This window comes from Streptomyces sp. NPDC052040 (assembly GCF_044548405.1).
Lineage (GTDB): Bacteria > Actinomycetota > Actinomycetes > Streptomycetales > Streptomycetaceae > Streptomyces.
The window spans coordinates 347,071-365,522 of sequence record NZ_JBIUBV010000005.1; the positions used below are offsets into that span (position 1 = coordinate 347,071).

Here is an 18,452-nt window from a genome sequence, read left to right on the forward strand (position 1 = left end):
AGTGAGGTGATAAGGGAATCCTAGGGGTCGATGCGGCGTGTCATCGAGCGGATGCGTGTTTGATCTGGAGAATGACACTCCTTTTGAGTGGCTGACCGCCCGTGGTCTTGCCAGGACCTGTGAAAACGTCCCGGCAAGCACGGAATCTGCGCTTCTGCCTAGCCTTCTGACGCCTTGCCACCCGAACGTGGCGCACCCACCGCGGCTCCCGCCTTGACCCCGCCGTCCTTGCCGCCGGACGGGGTCTCGAAGGACTCCAACGCCTCCAGGACGTCCTGGACACGGGAGATCTCCGCGTTGATGTCCTCGCGCCTGCGGACCAGGATCTCCAGCTCCCGCTTGCCCTCCTCGACCGCCTGCCGGGCCTCGCGGATGGCCTCGGCCTTGATCTGCTCGGCCTCGGCGACCAGCGTGGACTTCTTCTGCTCGGCCTCCTTCAGCAGGCCCTCCGCCTTCTTGACGGCGGCGATACGGACCTTGCCCGCCTCGGAGTTGGCCTCCGAGAGGGTCTCCTTCGCCTGCGCCTTGGCCTTGTCGAGCTGTTCCTCGGCGGCCTTGACCAGAGCGTCGCACCGCTCGCCCGCCGACTTCATCGCCTCGGCCGACTCGCGCCGCGCCCGCTCGTGCAACTCCTCGATCTCCGCCGTGATGCGCTCGCGCAGCTCCTCCGCGCGCTCCCGGACCGAGGTGGCGTCCCGGCGCGCACCGACCAGCAGTTCGTCCGCGTCCGACCGGGCCCGCTCCACCAGGGTGTTGCCCTCGACCGTGGCCTCGGCGACCAGGCGCTCGGCCTCCGTGCGCGCGGCGCCCACCATGGTGTCCGCCTGCGACTCGGCCTCCGCCGTCGTCCGGTGCGCGCCCTGCTGGGCCTCCGCGAGCAGCTTGTCGGCCTCCGCGGCGGTCTCCGAGATGAGCGTGTCCACCTGCTCGGCCGCCTCGGAGCGCCGCTTGTTGGCCTCCTTGCGGGCCTCGTCCAGCGTCCGGTCGGCCTCCTCGCGGGCGGCCGCGGTGACCCGCTCGGCCTCCGCCCGTGCCTCGGCCCGCAGCCGCTCCGACTCCTTGCGGATCCGGTCGGCCTGCGCCTGCGCGGAACCGACGGTCTCGGCGGCCTCCGCCCGCAGTCGCTCCGCCTCGCCGGTGGCGTCCGCCAGCAGCGCGTCGGCCGCGGCGACGGCCTCGGCGCGGACCCGCTCGGTCTCGGCCGCGGTCTCCGTGGTGAGCCGCTCGGCCTCCGCCGCCGCCTCGGTGATCAGGGTGTCCGCCTGCGTGGCCGCGTCCGAACGGATCCGGTTGGCGTCCTCGCGCGCGTCCGCACGGGTGCGCGCCGCGTCCTGCTCGGCGGTGGCGATGGCGTCGGACGCCTCCGTACGGGCGCGCTGGGCGTGCTCGGACGCCTCCGTGCGGACCCGCTCGGACTCCGCGATCGCCTCCGAGACGGTCCGCTCGGCCAGCGCCTTGGCGGCGTCGGTCTCCTCGGCGGCCTCCCTGCGGATACGGCTCGCGTCCTCGGTGGCCCGCTCCCGCTCCGCGTAGGCGTCGGAGCGGACCCGGTCGGCCTCCTCCTGCGCCTCGGTGCGCGTACGCTCCGCGGCGTGCTCGGCGGCCGAGCGCAGTCCGGTGATCTCCTCCTGGGCCTGCTCGTGCAGCCCCGCCACGGACTCCCGCACCTGCTGGGCGTGGAGCTCGGCGGCCGACACCAGGTCGGTGGCGCGCCGGTCGGCCTCCTCCACCAGGCGCACGGCCTCGGCCTGGGCCTCCTCGACCCGGGCGCGCGCCACCGCGAGCAGCTCCTCGCTCTGCTCGCGGGCCCGCTCGCGCTCCTGGTCGGCCTCCTGGCGGGCGGAGCCGAGCAGTTCCTCGGCCTCGCGGCGGCGCCGGGCGGCCTCCTCCTGGGCGGCGGCCAGCGTCTCGGTGGCCTCGGCGGCCAGCCGTTCGGCGGCGGCCTGGGCCTCGGCGCGCACCCGGTCGGCGGTGTCCTGGGCCTCCGTCTTCAGACGCTCGGCCTCGGCCGCGGCCTCCGAACGCAGCCGTACGGCGACGGCCTCGCCCTCCGCGCGGGAGGCGGAGGCGTCGGCGGCGGCCTCGTCGCGCAGCCGCTCCGCCTCGGCCTCGGCCTGCGACTGGAGCGTACGGATGCGCTCGGTGGCCTCGGTGCGCAGCCGGTCGGCCTCGTCGACGGCCTCGCGGCGGATCCGCTCGGCCTCCGTACGCGCGTCGGTGAGCGCCTCCTCGGCGGAGGCGAGCCGCTGCTCGGCCTCGGTCCGGAGCCGGGCCAGCTCCTCGGCGGCCTCCGTGCGGCGCGCCTCGACGGCCCGCTCGGTCTCCTCGCGCAGCTCGCGCGCGGACTTCTCTGCCTGCTCCTTGATCGCCTCCGACAGCTCCACGGCCTCGGCGCGCTGGGTCTCGGCCTCCTCGCGGGTGCGCTCCAGGGTCTCCTCGGCCTGGCGGCGCAGCGTGGTGGCGCGCTCGACGGCCTCGGCGCGGACCTTCTCGCTGTCGGTGGCGGCGCTCTGGCGCAGCTCGTCCGCGTCGGCCTTCGCCTTGGCGAGCAGCTCCTCGGCGGTCTTGGCCGCCTCCTCGATCTGCTGGACCGCCTCGCGCCGGGCCTCGGAGCGGATCTTCTCGCCCTCGGCGAGCGCCTCGGAGCGCAGCTGCTCGGCCTCGCCGCGCAGCCGCCGCGCCTCCTCCTGGAGCTCGACGGTCTTGGCCCGGTACTCCTTGGTGTCGTCCTTCGCCGCGCCCTTGAGCTGCTCGGCGATGTCGTGCGCCTCGGCGCGCAGCCGGTCCGCCTCGGACTCGGCCTCCCGGCGGATCCGCTCGGCCTCCTCTGCGGCGGCCCTGGTGGTCGCCTTGGCGTCCTCCGAGGCCTTGGTGAGCACGTCCTCGGCGGTACGGGCGGTCTTGGCGAGCTGGGAGGCGGTCTCCTCGGCGGTGATGCTGCGGGCCTTCTCGGAGGCCTCGGCGACGATCTTCTCGGCCTCGGCGCGGGCGTCCGCCACGACCTGCTCGGCCTCGGACCTGGTGGCCTCGGCGTCCTTGGTGGCCTCGCTGACCAGCCGCGCCACCTGCTCCTTCGCGGTGCGGGTGCGCTGCTCGTTGGTCGACTCGGCCCCGGCGAGGGCCTTCGCGGCGGCGTCCTTCGCCTCGGTGACGACCTTGTCGGCCTCGGCGCGCGCCTCGCGCAGGGCGGTCTCGGCCTCGGCCATCCGCTGCTCGGCGGCCCGGCTCAGCTCCGTCGCCTGGCGGCGGGCGCTGTCCGTCTCGGTGGCGGTGGAGGAGCGCAGCTGCTCGGCGTGGTCGGTGGCCTCCTGGGCCTGGGTGGACGCGGCGGTCAGGAGGCGCTCGGCGTCCGTGCGGGCACGGCGCAGGATCTGGTCGGCCTCCGCGCGGGCGGCCTCGGCATCGCTCTGGAGCCGCTGGCGGGCCTCGGAGGTCAGCCGCTCGGCCTCGGCGCGGGCGGCGTTCAGGGCCTGCTCGGCCTCGGCGCGCGACTCCTCGACCAGGCGGCGGGCCTGCGACTCGGAGCGGGCGCGCAGCTGCTCGGCCCAGGCCACGTTCTCGTTGACGTGCGACTCGACGGTCTGCCGGCGCTCCGCCAGCTCCTGGTCCAGCTGCTGGCGGCGGGAGACCGCCTCGGAGTGCAGCTCGGCCTGGAGGCGGGCGACCTGCTCGGCGTGCTCCTGGAGGATGCGCTGCGTCTGGGCGCGGGCCTGGCTCAGCTCGCGTTCGGCGTCCGCCCGCAGCTGGTCCGCCTGCATCTGGGCAGTGCGGAGCATCTGCTCGGCCTGATACCCGAGGTCGCCCCCGTCGTAGGCGGGACGGGTCATGAGCGTGCGCCGCGCCTCGTGCAGCTTGGCGCGCAGCACCTCGACCTGGTAGCCGAGGTCTTCGGCGTGCTGGATCGCCTTTTCCCGCTCGGTCTTCAGCCGCTCCATCTCGGCCTCGAACCGAGAGAGGTGGTCGACGTCAGCCGCCGGCTCTCGCTCCTGGCGTTCGTAGCCCCGCACTGCGCGGTCCCATCCGTCCCCTGGTCGCAAGTCTCTCCAAACGAGCTCCGTCCATCCGCCGAACGGTGCCCCCGGGGAATGGTGTCAGATCAGCGGCGGAGCACGGGCTGCCGCCCCGACGCTCGTCCCCCGAAAACCCGGACCCCGGCCTGTCGCCCCGCCGGTCACGGCGGGACGCGGTCGCCCTGCTGGAGCGGCGACCGCCCCCAACCCTACCGGCCCTTATGTACGGGAGTCAGTGCTCAGGTGACTCAACAGCCGCCGATGTGACGAGTTCTGTGAGGACGCCATGGCAATCCTTGGGGTGCAGGAAGGTGATCCGCGACCCCATGGAACCATGCCGGGGCTCCTCGTACAGGACGCGTACGCCCTTCTCCCGGATGGCGGAGGAGTCCTGGTCGACGTCCGCCGTGCCGAAGGCGATGTGATGCACGCCCTCGCCGTTCTTCGCCAGCCACTTGGCCACGGCGGAGTCCTCGCGGACGGGTTCCAGGAGCTGGAGGTAGGAGGCGCCGCCGTCGTCCGTGTTGTTGATCTTCAACATGGCCTCGCGCACCCCCTGCTCCTCGTTGACCTCGGTGTGGAACACCGTGAAACCGTAGGTCGAGGTGTAGAACTCGACGGTCCGCTCCAGGTCGAAGCAGGCGATCCCGATGTGGTCGATTCGCGTCAGCATGGATTCAGTGCAGCGCTCCGGCGGTGGTTACGCAACGTGCGCGCGATCACACCGACAGCCCGATGACGGGGTGCGGCGGCGCTCAGTACATTCGAAGTAAACCCTCGTTCACTCCTCGGCCGTGCAGGCCGGAAGGGGATCGCCGCTCATGTCTGCAACGAACAGCACGACCTCCGTGATCGTCTCGGGTGCCCGCACCCCGATGGGACGGCTGCTCGGCTCGCTGAAGTCCTTCTCCGGGGCCGACCTCGGCGGCTTCGCGATCAAAGCCGCCCTGGACCGTGCGGGGATCGGCGGCGACCAGGTGCAGTACGTGATCATGGGGCAGGTGCTCCAGGCCGGGGCGGGGCAGATCCCGGCGCGCCAGGCCGCGGTCAAGGCGGGCATCCCGATGAACGTCCCGGCCCTGACCGTCAACAAGGTGTGCCTGTCCGGCCTGGACGCGATCGCGCTCGCCGACCAGCTGATCCGCGCGGGCGAGTTCGACGTGGTCGTGGCCGGCGGCCAGGAGTCCATGACCAACGCCCCCCATCTGCTGCCGAAGTCCCGTGAGGGCTTCAAGTACGGCGCCGTCCAGATGCTCGACGCGATGGCCCACGACGGCCTGACCGACGCCTTCGACGATGTGGCCATGGGTGAGTCCACGGAGCGTCACAACACCCGGCTGGGCATCGGCCGCACGGAGCAGGACGAGATCGCCGCGCTCTCCCACCAGCGGGCCGCCGCCGCCCAGAAGAACGGCATCTTCGAGGCCGAGATCACTCCGGTGGAGGTACCCCAGCGCAAGGGCGAGCCAGTCGTCTTCAGCAAGGACGAGGGCATCCGCGCCGACACCACGGCGGAGTCGCTGGCGAAGCTGCGCCCGGCCTTCAGCAAGGACGGCACCATCACGGCCGGCTCCTCCTCGCAGATCTCGGACGGCGCGGCGGCCGTGGTCGTGATGAGCAAGACCAAGGCGCTGGAACTGGGCCTGGACTGGATCGCCGAGATCGGCGCCCACGGCAATGTGGCGGGCCCGGACAACTCGCTCCAGTCGCAGCCGTCGAACGCGATCCTGCACGCGCTGAAGAAGGAGGGTCTGGAGGTCTCGGACCTCGATCTGATCGAGATCAACGAGGCCTTCGCGGCGGTCGCCGTCCAGTCAATGAAGGACCTGGGCGTTTCACCCGAAAAGGTGAATGTGCATGGCGGTGCGATTGCCCTGGGGCACCCGATCGGCATGTCCGGCGCCCGGATCGTCCTCCACCTCGCGCTGGAGCTGCGGCGGCGCGGCGGAGGCGTCGGCGCGGCGGCGCTGTGCGGGGGCGGCGGCCAGGGCGACGCGCTGATCGTGCGGGTGCCGCGGGCCTGAGGCGGGCCCCCGGGTACGTCATGAACACGTGAACGCGGGAACGGAGCTGTGATGCAGGACGTCACCTCGCTGGTGGCCCAGGCCAGGGACGGGCGGCCGCGGGCGGTGGCCCGGCTGATCTCCCTGGTGGAGGGGGCGTCCCCGCAGCTCAGGGAGGTCATGGCGGCACTGGCCCCGCTGACCGGCAACGCCTATGTGGTGGGGCTCACGGGCTCCCCGGGCGTCGGCAAGTCCACGTCCGTGTCGGCGCTGGTCACTGCGTACCGCAGACAGGGCAGGCGGGTCGGCGTCCTGGCCGTGGACCCCTCCTCGCCCTTCTCGGGCGGCGCGCTGCTCGGCGACCGGGTCCGGATGTCCGAGCACGCCTCGGACCCCGGGGTGTACATCCGCTCCATGGCCACCCGCGGTCATCTGGGCGGGCTCGCCTGGGCGGCCCCGCAGGCGATCCGGGTGCTGGACGCGGCGGGCTGCGACGTGGTCCTGGTGGAGACGGTCGGCGTCGGCCAGTCCGAGGTGGAGATCGCCTCCCTGGCGGACACCTCGGTCGTGCTGCTGGCCCCCGGGATGGGCGACGGCATCCAGGCCGCGAAGGCGGGCATCCTGGAGATCGGCGATGTGTTCGTGGTCAACAAGGCCGACCGCGAGGGCGCGGACGCCACCGCGCGCGAGCTGAACCACATGCTGGGCCTCGGCGCGTCGCGCGCCCCGGGCGACTGGCGCCCCCCGATCGTGAAGACCGTCGCGGCGCGCGCCGAGGGCGTCGAGGAGGTCGTCCAGGCGCTGGAGAAGCACCGGGCCTGGATGGAGGAGCACGGGGTGCTCGCCGAACGCCGCCTGGCCCGCGCCGCCCACGAGGTCGAGACCATCGCGGTCACCGCCCTGCGCGAACGCATCGCCGACCTCCACGGCAACCACCGCCTCACCACCCTGGCCGAACGGATCGTGACGGGCGAACTGGACCCCTACCGCGCGGCGGACGACCTGGTGTCGGGACTGACGAACGGCTGACGCCGGGTCCTGCGGACGGCTGTCCGTTCGCGCGCGAGTCGGGGCCCTCCAGGCGGCTGTGGAGTATCTCCGGAGCCGCCCGGGAAGCCGCCCGTGCCCTCTACTCTGGCAGTGACGAAGCTGTCAGGAGGGCGAGGCCGTGATGTCCCGAGACGCTACCCCGGACCCGTATGCAGATCCGCTGGTCTTCGGCCAGCGGCTACAGATCCTGCGTGTCCGCAGGGGCATGACCCGGGACCAACTGGGCGGGCTGCTGGGCAGATCCGGGTCATGGGTCAAGAGCATCGAGACCGGGCGTCTGAAGACACCCAGGCTCGAGGTGATCCTCCGCATCGCCGAACTCCTGCGTGTCCGGGAGCTGTCGGAGCTGACCGGGGATCAGTCCGTGCGTGTCGAACTGTTCGACGGGCCCGGCCATCCCCGGCTCGCGGCGGTCAAGGCCGCGGTCGACGCCTTCCCGCCGTCCGCACGGCACGAGGCGCCTCCGCCCGCGCACCTGCGGGCCCGGCTTGCCCATGCGTGGGCAGCGCGGCACTCGGCGCCCCACCACCGCGAGGTGATCGGCGCACTGCTGCCGGACCTGATCCGGGACGCGCAACTCGCCGTGCGGCAGGCCGATGGAGCCCCGCACCGCAGGGCGGCGCAGGCGGTACTAGCCGAGGTCTACTCGCTGTGCCAGTTCTTCGTCGCGTACCAGCCGGACCCGGCCCTGCTGTGGCGCGTGGCCGAGCGGGGGCTGGTCGCCGCGCAGGAGTCCGAGGACCCGCATGCCATCGGGGTCGCGGCATGGCTGGCCGCACAGGCGCACCGCGACGCCGGACTCGCGCATTTCGACGCGGCGGACGCGGTGAACCTCGAAACGCTGGCCTTCCTCGAACCGCTTCTGCCCGATGCCCCGGACGACGTCACGGCCATCGCGGGCGCACTGACCTTCGAGGCCGGGTACACCGCGGCCCGACGCGGCGAGACCGGCACCGCATGGCGGTACTGGGACCGCGCACGCGTCATGGCGGACCAGTTGCCTGTGGACTACTACCACCCCGTGACGTCGTTCTCGCGCGCCATCATGGGCGCCCATGCCGTGACCGTCGCGGTGGAGCTGCGCCAGGGCGGCGAGTCCGTACGGCAGGCGGCAGCCGCCGACGCGGTCATGATCCCGTCCCGTCCCCGCAGGGCCCGGCACCGCATCGAGGAAGCGCGCGGCTACCACCTCGACGGACAGCCCGACGCCGCGCTCGCCACGCTGAACCGGGCGCACGAAGCCGCCCCGGAGACGATCAGGTACAACGGCTACGCGAAGCGGATCGTCCTTGAGGAAGCCGAGGCCAAGAGCCCCGCCCGACGCCGCCGCGCGTCCGAACTCGCTGTGAAACTGGGACTCCTGGCCGCGTGATCACGGGGGCACAGACTGTGCCCCCGCATCGCGGTAGGCGCTTCTACGGTCGTGTGGCTACGAGAACCCCGGCGGGCCCGGCAGGGTCCCCGGGCGCGGTCCACACCGACAAGGAGCGCCGACGATGCCCCTCCTCACACACGCGCCCGAACGAATGAGAGCCCTGCGGCCCGGGCCCGGGAACCCCGGCAGCCGCCGCTCCCAGGCGGGGCATGCCGACCCCGAACGGTGCCAGCAGAGTCCCGCCTGCCAGACGGTCCCGTCATCGGAACGCCGACTCGCGCTCTCCGCACGGGAAACGACAGGGATGGGCCGGTGACGGCCGACGGGGCGGGGCAGGCGGCGCGGAGTGCCGAACTCCCTATGCTCCGGGCCTACCGTCTGTGGTTCGAGCACGCCCGCAGGTGTGATGGCTGCAAGCGGGTGAACAAGGCCCAGGACGGCTGCGCGGACGGGCGGGAATTATGGGGCGCGTACCGCCTGGCGAGGATCGAGGGTGCCTCCTGAGCCGAGCCGTCGAACGCCCCCCGGGCGCCCGGTGCACCGTACCGACGACAACCGCCTGGCTGTCCCCCTGCGGCTTTCCCATGATGGGGAGCCCGCGGTGGATGCCGAGCTGAGGCTCACCCCGGTCGAGGCCGAGCATCTGCACGCGGCTCTCGCCGCCCTCAACAGGCCCGGCCCGGGCCTGTTGAGGGCGGGGCGGCCGTGGCGGCCGCCCCGCGGAGCGTCAGGGCTTGCCCCGCTGGCCTCTCAGGTGTTCTGCGATCGGGCGCAGGGACTTGTGGAGCTGTTCCAGGTCGTCCGGGGGGAGCAGATCGATGAAGTGCCTCCGCACCGAGGCCACGTGGTAGGGCGCGACCTTGCGCATCGTCTCCAGGCCGTGGTCCGTCAGGACGGCGAAGAGGCCCCGCCGGTCGGACTCGCAGTTCTCCCGGCGGACCAGATTCGCGTTCTCCATACGGGTGATCTGGTGCGAGAGGCGGCTCTTGGACTGGAGGGTGGCGGACGCGAGATCGCTCATCCGCATCCGCATGCCCTCCGACTCCGAGAGGTTCACCAGAATCTCGTAGTCGTTCATCGTCAGGCCGAACGGTTGCAGATCCTTTTCGAGCTGGTACGTCAACAGCCTGTTGACCTCCAGGTGGGTGCGCCAGGCGCACTGCTCCGCATCGGTCAGCCAGCGCGTGGCCGTCTCGGTCTCCATGAATGAAGTCTACCTAAAAGGTTGAAAGGCGAACTAGTCAGGGCGGTGTGACAGTGCGCACGCGTTCGACGTCACACTCCGCAGACTACCGCTCACAGCCCGAAGCGACGCTGGAGGTCCCCCAGCTGTCCGGGAAGGCGCGGTGCCCCCGGCTGCCCCTGGTGACCGGGTACCCCGTCACCGCCCGGTACGCCGGGCTCGTGTGGAACCGCTCCCGTTTCCTGCTCCGCCATCAGTGTCTCCGAGGACTGGAGCAGCACCGTGCCCGCCCCCGCGAACTCGAACTGGTGCTCCTCTCCGGAAGCCCCGCCAAGGCCCGTCATCGCACGTAGACCGCCCCACACTCCGGTCAGATACCCATGGTCGTAGTGATGGCACGGAGAGGGGCAGTCGGCCCAGCCGACCAGGGCCTGGGGGTCCACCCGGAGCGGGGGTTCCATGAACACCACCGGACCGTTGGACGCGGCCACGAACTTCCCGGTTCCGAGCAGGGTGAGGAAGCCGGGAATGATCGACTGCTTGAGCGAGAGACTTGGCTGAAAAGCGAGCAGGTTGCCCGAGCGAATGGTCAGGTTGCCCTCGTCCAGGTCGTAGGAATTCACATCGAAGGCCCGGTCGGCGAGGAGCATCTTGCCGGAGCCGTCGGCCACCACCCAGTCGCTCGCATGCAGTGGCGAATGGAAGGAAGTGCGCACCAGGCGGTCGAGACGGCCGTGCCCTACGCCGTTGAACCCGATCGACCCGTAGTACGCGATCATCTTCCCCTTCTGCAGGAACCACTGGCTCCCTTTGAGCTCCACGCAGAAGGTGTACTTGTCGACGTTGTCGTCGACCGGCAGGGTCATCGGGTCGTACACGACGGGCCCGGTGTCCGGGTGGGTGGTCACAGCTTCTCCTCCGACGCCTGTACGTACACCGTCCCGCTGCCGCTCAGCTCCAGCTGGAACGCCTCCCCGGAGCCGCGGCCCACCATCTCGCGCCAGCCGAGCGCCGTGGACAGCTTGTTGCGCACCTCGCCGTGGTGCGCGACATACGCCTGCGGGTCGACATGGACCGGGCGCCCGGGGGTGACCGGCACCTCGAAGACGCCGCCGTGCGCCATCACGGCGACCGCGCCGTGGCCCGTGAGGGTGGTGGTGAAGAGGCCCTGCCCGCTGACCTGGCCGCGGACCATGCCCATCACCCCGCCCTGCGCGCCGAGGAAGACCGTGCCCTGCTGGAGCGTGCCCTCGAAGGCGAGCAGCCGGTCCGCCTCGACGTAGAGGGTGTCCCCGGTGAGCCCGATCACCTGGATGTGGTGGCCGCCGTGCCCGAAGAGGACCGTGCCGCTGCCCTCGACCGTCATCAGCGGGGTCGCCTCGTTCGCGATGCGGCGGCCGATCATCGACATGACCCCGCCCTGGCCGCCCTGGATGTTCGGGGTGAAGGAGACGTCGCCGCGGTAGGCGAGCATCGCGCCCCGCTGGCTGTACAGGCGCTGCCCCGGTACGACCGTCGCCTCGATCATCTTGGAGTTCACCTCGCGGAAGCCCATGTCAGACGTCCCCCGCGATCGTGTTGCGCTCACTGGGCTGGACATAGACCAGTCCGTCCCCCTCGAAGCGGATCTGGAAGGCCTCGCCGCCGCCCTCGCCGAGGAAGGTGCGGAAGGTCGCGCCCGACTGGAACGACTGCTTCAGCTTCCCCTGGTGCGCCACATAGGCGCCCGGGTCGACGGTCAGCGGGTACTGCGCGCTGACCCGCAGCACCACCGCCGGTCCGTCCGACATGACCGCGGCCCGGCCGTGCCCCTCGACGGTCGTGGTGAACAGGCCGTTGCCCTGGGAGGCGCCGCGCAGTCCGGTGAAGGTCGTGCCCGTGCGCAGGCCCGCGTCCGTCGCGAGGAGGTTGCCCGCCTCGACGTAGAGCGTGTCCCCGCGCAGATCCACGAGATTGATCTCGGCAGCGCGGTCCGCGAACCAGCACGTCCCGTGCCCTTTCACCTCCATCACCGTCATCTGCTCGCCGGTGATTCTCCGGGTCACCATTCCCCGGATCCCCTCACCGCCGCCGCTGAGCTTCTTGAAGGCCATCTGCCCGTCGTACGCGACCATGGAGCCGTTCTTCGCCTTCACGGCGTCCCCGGTCATGTCGACGGCCAGCACCTTGCTGCCTTGGAGTCGGAACATCGCCACAGGGCGACGGTAGCCGCCGGACGGCGGCGACGGACAGAGCCGAAGCCGGACCCGCCACCGGCGTCGGCCGTCCGCTTCCCGCCGGGGTGGATTCCGGCCGCGTCCCGCCCCGCTCCACCGACACCCCGCACCCCCGTTCCCGGGGTGCCTCGTCCCGGATGTCACAATGGGGGCGCTTGTGCATGCGTTCACAAAGCGACTGCGTCGTCAGCGACTCTCCCACCGAAGGTGACCCGTGGACATAAAGACCGCCACTGCCCTCCGCCGGCTCCGCCTGGTCTCGGCCCCCGAGGCCGTCTCCTTCCTGCTGCTGCTCGTCTGCTCGGTGCTGAAGCGCACCACGGACTTCAACGCGGTGCCCGTCATGGGCGCGATCCACGGCGTGCTCTTCATCCTCTACGTGATCTTCTGGGCCGACGCCTGGAACCGCGCCCGCTGGTCCCTGGGCACCGCGGCCCTCTACTTCGTCCTCTCCGTGCTGCCGACCGGCGGCTTCTTCGCCGAGCGCAAGCTGCGCCGCGAGGCGGAGAACGCGGTGATCGCGGCCCGTGCCCGCAAGGAAGGTGTCGTGAACGCATGATCGTCGCCTTCTCCGTCACCCCCCTGGGCGTGGGTGAGGACGTGGGGGAGTACGTCGCCGACGCCGTACGGGTGGTGCGCGAGTCCGGTCTGCCGAACCGCACCGACGCGATGTTCACCTCGGTCGAGGGCGACTGGGACGAGGTGATGGCCGTGGTGAAGCGCGCCGTGGCGGCGGTCGAGGAGCATGCGCCGCGGGTCTCCGTGGTGCTGAAGGCGGACATCCGCCCGGGCGTGACCGACGGCCTCACCTCCAAGGTGGACACCGTGGAGAGGCATCTGTCCGGCGGGTGACGCGCCCCCGTCGGCGCACGATCGAGGAGACGACCCCGGCCCGGCGGCCGGGGTTTTCCCGTTCCAGGGGTTTGAGCAGTCGCTCAAACCCCTGTACTGTCAGCGCAGTTGGTTTGAGCATCCGCTCAAATAGCGCTGCTGACATGGGGGTTCGGTCATGGGGCTCTATGTGGAGACGCATATACGGGGCGGCCTCGACGAGCTGTGGGCACACACCCAGGACCCCGCCCTCCACCGGCGCTGGGACTTCCGCTTCAGCGAGATCGACCTGCTGCCGGGTGCGGAGGGCGAACCGCGCCGCTTCCGCTACGCCACCCGCGTCCTGCCCTTCCTGACGGTCGCCGGGACCGGGGTGTCGGCCGGGGAGAAGACCCGCCCCGACGGCACCCGCACCTCCGCACTGCGCTTCTCCTCCGGGCACCCCCTGTCGCTGATCGCCGAGGGCAGCGGCTACTGGCGCTACGTTCCCGACGGCGACGGCGTCCGCTTCCTCACCGGGTACGACTACCGGCCCCGCTGGGGCGCCTTCGGCGGCCTCGCCGACCGGCTGGTCCTGCGGCCCCTGATGGGCTGGGCGACCGCCTGGTCCTTCGACCGCCTGCGCCTCTGGGTGGAGCGGGGCGTGACCCCGGAGCGGGCGCTCGCGAACTGGTGCGCGGAACTCGCCGTCCGGAGCCTGGTCGTCGCCGCCGCCTGCGCCGGGCTCGGGCTGGGCTCCCCGCTGCGGCTGCTCGGCCCGTTCGCGGCGGCCATGGCGTATCTGTGCCCGCTGCTGCTGACCCTCGCCATTTCCGTGGCCCTCTTCAAGGCTCCGCTGGCCGCCACCCCCGCGGCCCGCCGCTGTCTGCGCACCCCGCCCACCACCCGGGTGCGCGCACCCCGCCTCCTCGCCGCCCTGGAGCGGCTGTCATGACCGCGAACATGAGCGGGGCGACCAGGGTGAAGCTGCTGGAGGGCGCGCTGCGGACGCTCACCGAGCGGGGGATCGCCAAGACCTCGGCCCGTACGATCGCGGCGACGGCGGGCGTCAATCAGGCACTGGTCTTCTACCACTTCGGATCGGTGGACGAGCTGCTGGCGGCCGCCTGCCGCTACGGCACGGAACAGCGGGTGGCGCACTACCGGGAACGCCTGGAGGCGATCGCCACCCTCGGCGAACTCCTCGCCTTCGGCCGGGAGATGCACGAGGAGGAGAAGGCCGCCGGGCATGTGGCGGTGCTGGGCCAGCTGCTGGCCGGTGCCCAGACCCACCCCCGGCTCGCCCCGGCCACCGCGGCCGGGCTGGAACTGTGGATCACCGAGATCGAGCGGGTCCTGCGGCGGGTCCTGGCGGCGACCCCGGCGGGGGAGTTCGCGGATCCGGCGGGCCTCGCCCGCGCGGTGTCCGCGTCCTTCGTCGGCATCGAGCTGTACGAGGGGGTCGACGGCGCGGGGGCCCGCGACGCCCTGGCCGCGCTGGACCAGCTGGCCTCTCTGGTCGCCGCTCTGGACGACCTGGGGCCGGTGGCCCAGCGGGCGGTACGGCATGCGCTGCGGCGGGCCTCCCGGACGTAGGCGCGCGGGTCCGCTCACCGCCCCCGTTCCAGGTACTCCCTGAAGTGCTCCAGGTCGCCGCGTACCAGCCGCTCGATCGCGTTGGCCTGGGCGAAGCCCTTCGGGCCGCCGAAGGACTCCCGGAGGGTGCCGGGGTCGTACTCCACCCGGGCCTGGACCCGGGTGTGGTCCCGGTCGATCGGCTGGAGCGCGAACGATCCCGTCAGCCGCGGGTCGCCCGTGGTGCGCCACTCCATCACGCGCCGGTCGCCGTGGTCGGAGACCTCGGCCTCGAACGACCGGGACCGGTCGCCCGCCTCGATGTCCAGCTGCGTACGGCCGCCCTCCTCCGCGTGGGCGGCCCGCACCCCGTCCAGGAAGTGCGGATAGCTCTCGGCGGCGTGCAGGCGGTCCCAGGCGGTGTCGATCGGGACGGCGACGTCGACATGTTCCTCAAGGGTGCTCATGGTGGCCCACCTCCGTGTTCCGGCCTTCGCGGGTGCCGCTGCCTCCAGTGTGCGCCCGGGGCCGGAGGAGACCGAAAGGCGAGACAGGGCTGACCAGCATATGACCGGCCGGTAAGGTCGATGCCGTGCCGAAGCCGCTCAGTCTGTCCTTCGACCCCATCGCCCGCGCCGACGAACACTGGCAGCAGCGCTGGGGCAGCGTGCCGTCCATGGCCGCCATCACCTCGATCATGCGGGCGCAGCAGATCCTGCTCGCCGAACTGGACGCGGTCGTGAAGCCGTACGGACTGACCTTCGCGCGGTACGAGGCGCTGGTGCTGCTCACCTTCTCCAAGGCGGGCGAGCTGCCCATGTCCAAGATCGGCGAGCGGCTCATGGTGCACCCCACCTCGGTCACCAACACCGTCGACCGCCTGGTGCGGTCAGGGCTGGTCGCCAAGCGGCCCAATCCCGACGACGGACGCGGCACCCTCGCCTCCATCACCGACAAGGGCCGCGAGGTCTGCGACGCCGCCACCCGGGACCTGATGGCGATGGACTTCGGACTCGGCGCCTACGACGCGGAGGAGTGCGCCGAGATCTTCGCGGTGCTGCGCCCGCTGCGGATCGCCGCGGGGGACTTCACCGGCGAGTAGCCGCCAGGCACCGGGCGGCCGGTGCCCGGCTTCCGGCGGGTCCGCCCGGGTCTGCGGCCCGGTTCCGGGGGCCGTCGCCGGTTCCGGGGGCGCCGGAAGATCCCCCGAATCGGGCCGTTACGCTCGTAGCCATGAAAAAGAGCGTCCTGACCCGCTACCGCGTCATGGCCTATGTCACCGGCGTGCTGCTGGTCCTGCTGACCCTCGGCGTGATCGCCAAGTACGTGCTCGACATGAACGGCGCGGCGGACTTCACCCGTGTCGTCGGCATCGCCCACGGCTGGCTCTACGTCATCTACCTCGTCTTCGCCTTCGACCTGGGCTCCAAGGCGAAGTGGCCGGTCGGCAAGCAGCTGTGGGTCCTGCTCGCGGGCACCATCCCCACCGCCGCCTTCTTCGTGGAGCGCAGGATCACCCACGAGCTGGAGGCGCGGATCGCGGAGGACACCCCCGCGGTCGCCGAGGCGTAGCGGGCCCCGGAACCGCCGTACGGCACCCGTACGGCGGTCTCTCTCCGGCATTTACTTGGACGTCCGAGTAAATTTGCGGTATGGACCCCGACGCCATCGAGGCGGGCCGCCGACGCTGGCAGGCCCGCTATGACGCCTCCCGCGTCCGGGAGGCCGACTTCACCACGCTCTCCGGCGACCCCGTGGAACCGGTGTACGGGCCGCGCCCCCAGGACACCTACGAGGGTTTCGAGCGGATCGGCTGGCCCGGGGAGTACCCCTTCACCCGGGGTCTGTACTCCACCGGCTACCGGGGGCGGACCTGGACCATCCGGCAGTTCGCCGGCTTCGGCAGCGCCGAGCAGACCAATGAGCGCTACCGGATGATCCTGGCGGCCGGTGGGGGAGGTCTGAGCGTCGCCTTCGACATGCCCACCCTGATGGGCCGCGACTCCGACGACCCGCGCTCCCTCGGGGAGGTGGGGCACTGCGGGGTCGCCGTGGACTCGGCGGCGGACCTGGAGGTCCTGTTCCGGGGCATTCCGCTGGGCGAGGTCACGACCTCCCTGACGATCAGCGGTCCCGCCGTCCCGGTCTTCTGCATGTATCTGGTGGCCGCCGAGCGCCAGGGCGTCGACCCGTCCGTGCTGAACGGCACCCTCCAGACCGACATCTTCAAGGAGTACATCGCGCAGAAGGAGTGGCTCTTCCCGCCCGAGCCGCATCTGCGCCTCATCGGCGATCTGATGGAGCACTGCGCGGCCGCGGTCCCCGCGTACAAGCCGCTGTCCGTCTCCGGCTACCACATCCGCGAGGCGGGCGCGACGGCCGCGCAGGAGCTGGCCTACACCCTGGCCGACGGGTTCGGCTATGTGGAGCTGGGGCTCAGCCGCGGCCTCGACCTCGATGTCTTCGCCTCCGGCCTGTCCTTCTTCTTCGACGCCCATGTCGACTTCTTCGAGGAGATCGCCAAGTTCCGCGCGGCGCGCCGCATCTGGGCCCGCCGGTTGCGCGACGTCTACGGGGCCAGGACCGACCGGGCGCAGTGGCTGCGCTTCCACACCCAGACCGCCGGGGTCTCGCTGACCGCGCAGCAGCCGTACAACAACGTCGTCCGTACGGCGGTGGAGGCGCTGGCGGCGGTGCTGGGCGGCACCAGCTCGCTGCACACCAATGCGCTGGACGAGACGCTGGCCCTGCCCGGCGAGCAGGCCGCGGAGATCGCGCTGCGGACCCAGCAGGTGCTGATGGAGGAGACCGGCGTGGACCGGGTCGCGGACCCGCTGGGCGGCTCCTGGTACGTGGAGCAGCTGACCGACCGGATCGAGGCGGAGGCGGAGCGGACCTTCGACCGGATCGGGGAGCTGGGGCGGCGGGCGCACCCCGACGGGCAGCACCCCGTCGGGCCGATGACCTCCGGGATCCTGCGGGGCATCGAGGACGGCTGGTTCACGGGCGAGATCGCCGAGTCCGCCTTCCGTTACCAGCAGGCGCTGGAGAAGGGCGACAAGAGGGTGGTGGGCGTCAACTGCCACACCGGGTCGGTCACCGGCGACCTGGAGATCCTCCGGGTCGGCCACGAGGTGGAGCGCGAGCAGGTGCGGCTGGTGCGAGAACGCAGGGCCGCCCGGGACGGCACGGCGGTCCGCACGGCACTCGACGCCCTGCGCACGGCAGCCCGCGACGGCTCCAACCTGATCGCGCCCATGCTGGCGGCGGCCCGGGCGGAGGCCACCCTCGGCGAGCTCTGCGGGACGCTGCGGGAGGAGTGGGGGGAGTACACCGAACCGGCGGCGTTCTGAGGGGAGTCCAGCGGCCGGTACGGGTGCCGGACCCCGCGAGCCCGGCATGATCCGAACGAGAGGCCCTAGAGGGTCCCCGCCGCTCCCTCCAGTCCTTGCAGCAGGACACGGGTGAAGCCCCGTACCCACTCCTCGTCCGCGGGTTCCGCGCTGACCAGGGTGCGGTGCACCACCGCGCCCGCCACCATGTCGAAGATCAGGTCGGCGGTGCGGGACGCGTCGTCGGGGTCGGTCTCCGGGGGCAGCTCGCCGCGGACCGTGGCCCGGGCGCGGCCCTCCAGCACCAGGCGCTTCTGGCGGTCGACGATGGACTCGCGGATACGGGTGCGCAGGGCGTCGTCCCGCGTCGACTCCGTCACCACGGCCATCAGGCCGCTCTTCGCCTCAGGACGGGCCAGGATCGTCGCGAACTGGAGCACCACACCCTCGATGTCCGCGGCGAGACTGCCCCGGTCGGGAAGCTCCAGCTCGTCGAAGAGGGCCGCCACGGCGTCCACGACCAGCTCGTTCTTGCCCGCCCAGCGGCGGTACAGGGTCGTCTTGGCGACGCCCGCGCGCATCGCCACGTCCCCCAGTGTGAGCTTCGACCAGCCCAGGTCGACCAGCGCCTCCCGGGTGGCCGCCAGGATCGCGGCGTCCGCGGTGGTGCTGCGGGGCCGCCCGGGGCGGGCGGCGGATGGGCTGCGCTGCATGTTCCCGACCTTATCCGGCACTCTGCTTCGGCCGTATCCGTACGTTGTGTGAAGTGGTGAGGGAGATCACCTGTACCGGGGGTACGGCGACCCCCGCGGACAGTTACGCTACGACTCGTAGCGAAAGCGCGTCCAAGCGGCGCGCGGGCGCGGCGACGACCACATGCGCCGGGTGGGGACCCGGC

At 71.9% G+C, this 18,452-nt stretch carries 18 protein-coding genes; 10 read left to right on the forward strand and 8 right to left on the reverse strand.

The genetic code is table 11. The features are described 5' to 3' along the window. Positions 1–158: 158 nt before the first annotated feature. Positions 159–4,007: a polarized growth protein Scy gene (gene scy, locus ACIHAA_RS14275; RefSeq protein ID WP_399816681.1), complete on the reverse strand. Its 3,849-nt coding sequence runs from the start codon at positions 4,005–4,007 to the stop codon at positions 159–161. 235 nt (positions 4,008–4,242) lie between these two features. Beyond that, positions 4,243–4,683: a methylmalonyl-CoA epimerase gene (gene mce / locus ACIHAA_RS14280; protein WP_399816683.1), complete on the reverse strand. Its 441-nt coding sequence runs from the start codon at positions 4,681–4,683 to the stop codon at positions 4,243–4,245. 148 nt (positions 4,684–4,831) lie between these two features. Here mce and ACIHAA_RS14285 point away from each other — a divergent pair, with 148 nt between their 5' ends. The 3 genes from ACIHAA_RS14285 to ACIHAA_RS14295 all read left to right on the forward strand — a co-directional run bounded on the left by ACIHAA_RS14285 (position 4,832) and on the right by ACIHAA_RS14295 (position 8,435). Beyond that, positions 4,832–6,034, forward strand: coding sequence for an acetyl-CoA C-acetyltransferase (locus tag ACIHAA_RS14285; RefSeq protein WP_399816685.1), 1,203 nt, complete (start codon positions 4,832–4,834; stop codon positions 6,032–6,034). Between the two features lie 51 nt (positions 6,035–6,085). Continuing rightward, the gene (gene meaB / locus ACIHAA_RS14290) at positions 6,086–7,042 is read left to right on the forward strand and encodes a methylmalonyl Co-A mutase-associated GTPase MeaB (RefSeq protein WP_399816687.1); all 957 of its coding nucleotides are present in this window, start codon (positions 6,086–6,088) and stop codon (positions 7,040–7,042) included. Between the two features lie 142 nt (positions 7,043–7,184). Then, positions 7,185–8,435, forward strand: a complete 1,251-nt coding sequence (locus tag ACIHAA_RS14295) for a helix-turn-helix domain-containing protein (RefSeq protein ID WP_399816689.1) — start codon at positions 7,185–7,187, stop codon at positions 8,433–8,435. 730 nt (positions 8,436–9,165) lie between these two features. Here the strand turns inward: ACIHAA_RS14295 and ACIHAA_RS14300 are convergent. From ACIHAA_RS14300 to ACIHAA_RS14315, 4 genes are all read right to left on the reverse strand, one after another. After that, on the reverse strand, positions 9,166–9,642 hold the full coding sequence (locus ACIHAA_RS14300; protein ID WP_399816691.1) for a MarR family winged helix-turn-helix transcriptional regulator: 477 nt from the start codon (positions 9,640–9,642) through the stop codon (positions 9,166–9,168). A gap of 92 nt (positions 9,643–9,734) precedes the next feature. Next, on the reverse strand, positions 9,735–10,487 hold the full coding sequence (locus tag ACIHAA_RS14305; protein ID WP_399816785.1) for an AIM24 family protein: 753 nt from the start codon (positions 10,485–10,487) through the stop codon (positions 9,735–9,737). A gap of 38 nt (positions 10,488–10,525) precedes the next feature. Continuing rightward, positions 10,526–11,176 (reverse strand): AIM24 family protein, encoded by a 651-nt coding sequence (locus ACIHAA_RS14310; RefSeq protein ID WP_399816693.1) that lies wholly within the window; start codon positions 11,174–11,176, stop codon positions 10,526–10,528. 1 nt (position 11,177) lies between these two features. Further along, the gene (locus tag ACIHAA_RS14315; RefSeq protein WP_399816787.1) at positions 11,178–11,810 is read right to left on the reverse strand and encodes an AIM24 family protein; all 633 of its coding nucleotides are present in this window, start codon (positions 11,808–11,810) and stop codon (positions 11,178–11,180) included. A gap of 241 nt (positions 11,811–12,051) precedes the next feature. Here ACIHAA_RS14315 and ACIHAA_RS14320 point away from each other — a divergent pair, with 241 nt between their 5' ends. From ACIHAA_RS14320 to ACIHAA_RS14335, 4 genes are all read left to right on the forward strand, one after another. Further along, positions 12,052–12,396: a DUF3817 domain-containing protein gene (locus ACIHAA_RS14320; RefSeq protein WP_399816695.1), complete on the forward strand. Its 345-nt coding sequence runs from the start codon at positions 12,052–12,054 to the stop codon at positions 12,394–12,396. Further along, complete coding sequence (locus tag ACIHAA_RS14325; RefSeq protein ID WP_399816697.1) at positions 12,393–12,689, forward strand: MTH1187 family thiamine-binding protein; 297 nt, start codon at positions 12,393–12,395, stop codon at positions 12,687–12,689. The genes ACIHAA_RS14320 and ACIHAA_RS14325 overlap by 4 nt, the downstream gene beginning before the upstream one ends. A gap of 157 nt (positions 12,690–12,846) precedes the next feature. Beyond that, positions 12,847–13,602: a hypothetical protein gene (locus ACIHAA_RS14330; RefSeq protein WP_399816699.1), complete on the forward strand. Its 756-nt coding sequence runs from the start codon at positions 12,847–12,849 to the stop codon at positions 13,600–13,602. Positions 13,603–13,610: 8 nt separating this feature from the next. After that, a complete protein-coding gene (locus ACIHAA_RS14335) occupies positions 13,611–14,243 on the forward strand; it encodes a TetR/AcrR family transcriptional regulator (protein ID WP_399816790.1) in 633 nt (210 codons plus the stop codon). Between the two features lie 14 nt (positions 14,244–14,257). Here the strand turns inward: ACIHAA_RS14335 and ACIHAA_RS14340 are convergent, their stop codons facing one another. After that, the gene (locus ACIHAA_RS14340; RefSeq protein WP_399816701.1) at positions 14,258–14,689 is read right to left on the reverse strand and encodes an SRPBCC family protein; all 432 of its coding nucleotides are present in this window, start codon (positions 14,687–14,689) and stop codon (positions 14,258–14,260) included. Positions 14,690–14,814: 125 nt separating this feature from the next. Here ACIHAA_RS14340 and ACIHAA_RS14345 point away from each other — a divergent pair, with 125 nt between their 5' ends. The 3 genes from ACIHAA_RS14345 to ACIHAA_RS14355 all read left to right on the forward strand — a co-directional run bounded on the left by ACIHAA_RS14345 (position 14,815) and on the right by ACIHAA_RS14355 (position 17,575). Beyond that, positions 14,815–15,324, forward strand: coding sequence for a MarR family winged helix-turn-helix transcriptional regulator (locus tag ACIHAA_RS14345; protein WP_399816703.1), 510 nt, complete (start codon positions 14,815–14,817; stop codon positions 15,322–15,324). A gap of 131 nt (positions 15,325–15,455) precedes the next feature. Continuing rightward, positions 15,456–15,794 carry a DUF3817 domain-containing protein gene (locus ACIHAA_RS14350; RefSeq protein ID WP_399816705.1) on the forward strand — a complete coding sequence of 113 codons (339 nt, stop codon included), beginning with the start codon at positions 15,456–15,458 and terminating at the stop codon, positions 15,792–15,794. A gap of 80 nt (positions 15,795–15,874) precedes the next feature. Continuing rightward, complete coding sequence (locus ACIHAA_RS14355; RefSeq protein ID WP_399816707.1) at positions 15,875–17,575, forward strand: methylmalonyl-CoA mutase; 1,701 nt, start codon at positions 15,875–15,877, stop codon at positions 17,573–17,575. A 65-nt stretch (positions 17,576–17,640) separates the two neighbouring features. On the opposite strand, the gene ACIHAA_RS14360 is transcribed toward ACIHAA_RS14355, so the two are convergent. Further along, positions 17,641–18,267 (reverse strand): TetR/AcrR family transcriptional regulator, encoded by a 627-nt coding sequence (locus ACIHAA_RS14360; protein ID WP_399816709.1) that lies wholly within the window; start codon positions 18,265–18,267, stop codon positions 17,641–17,643. Between the last annotated feature and the right edge of the window lie 185 nt (positions 18,268–18,452).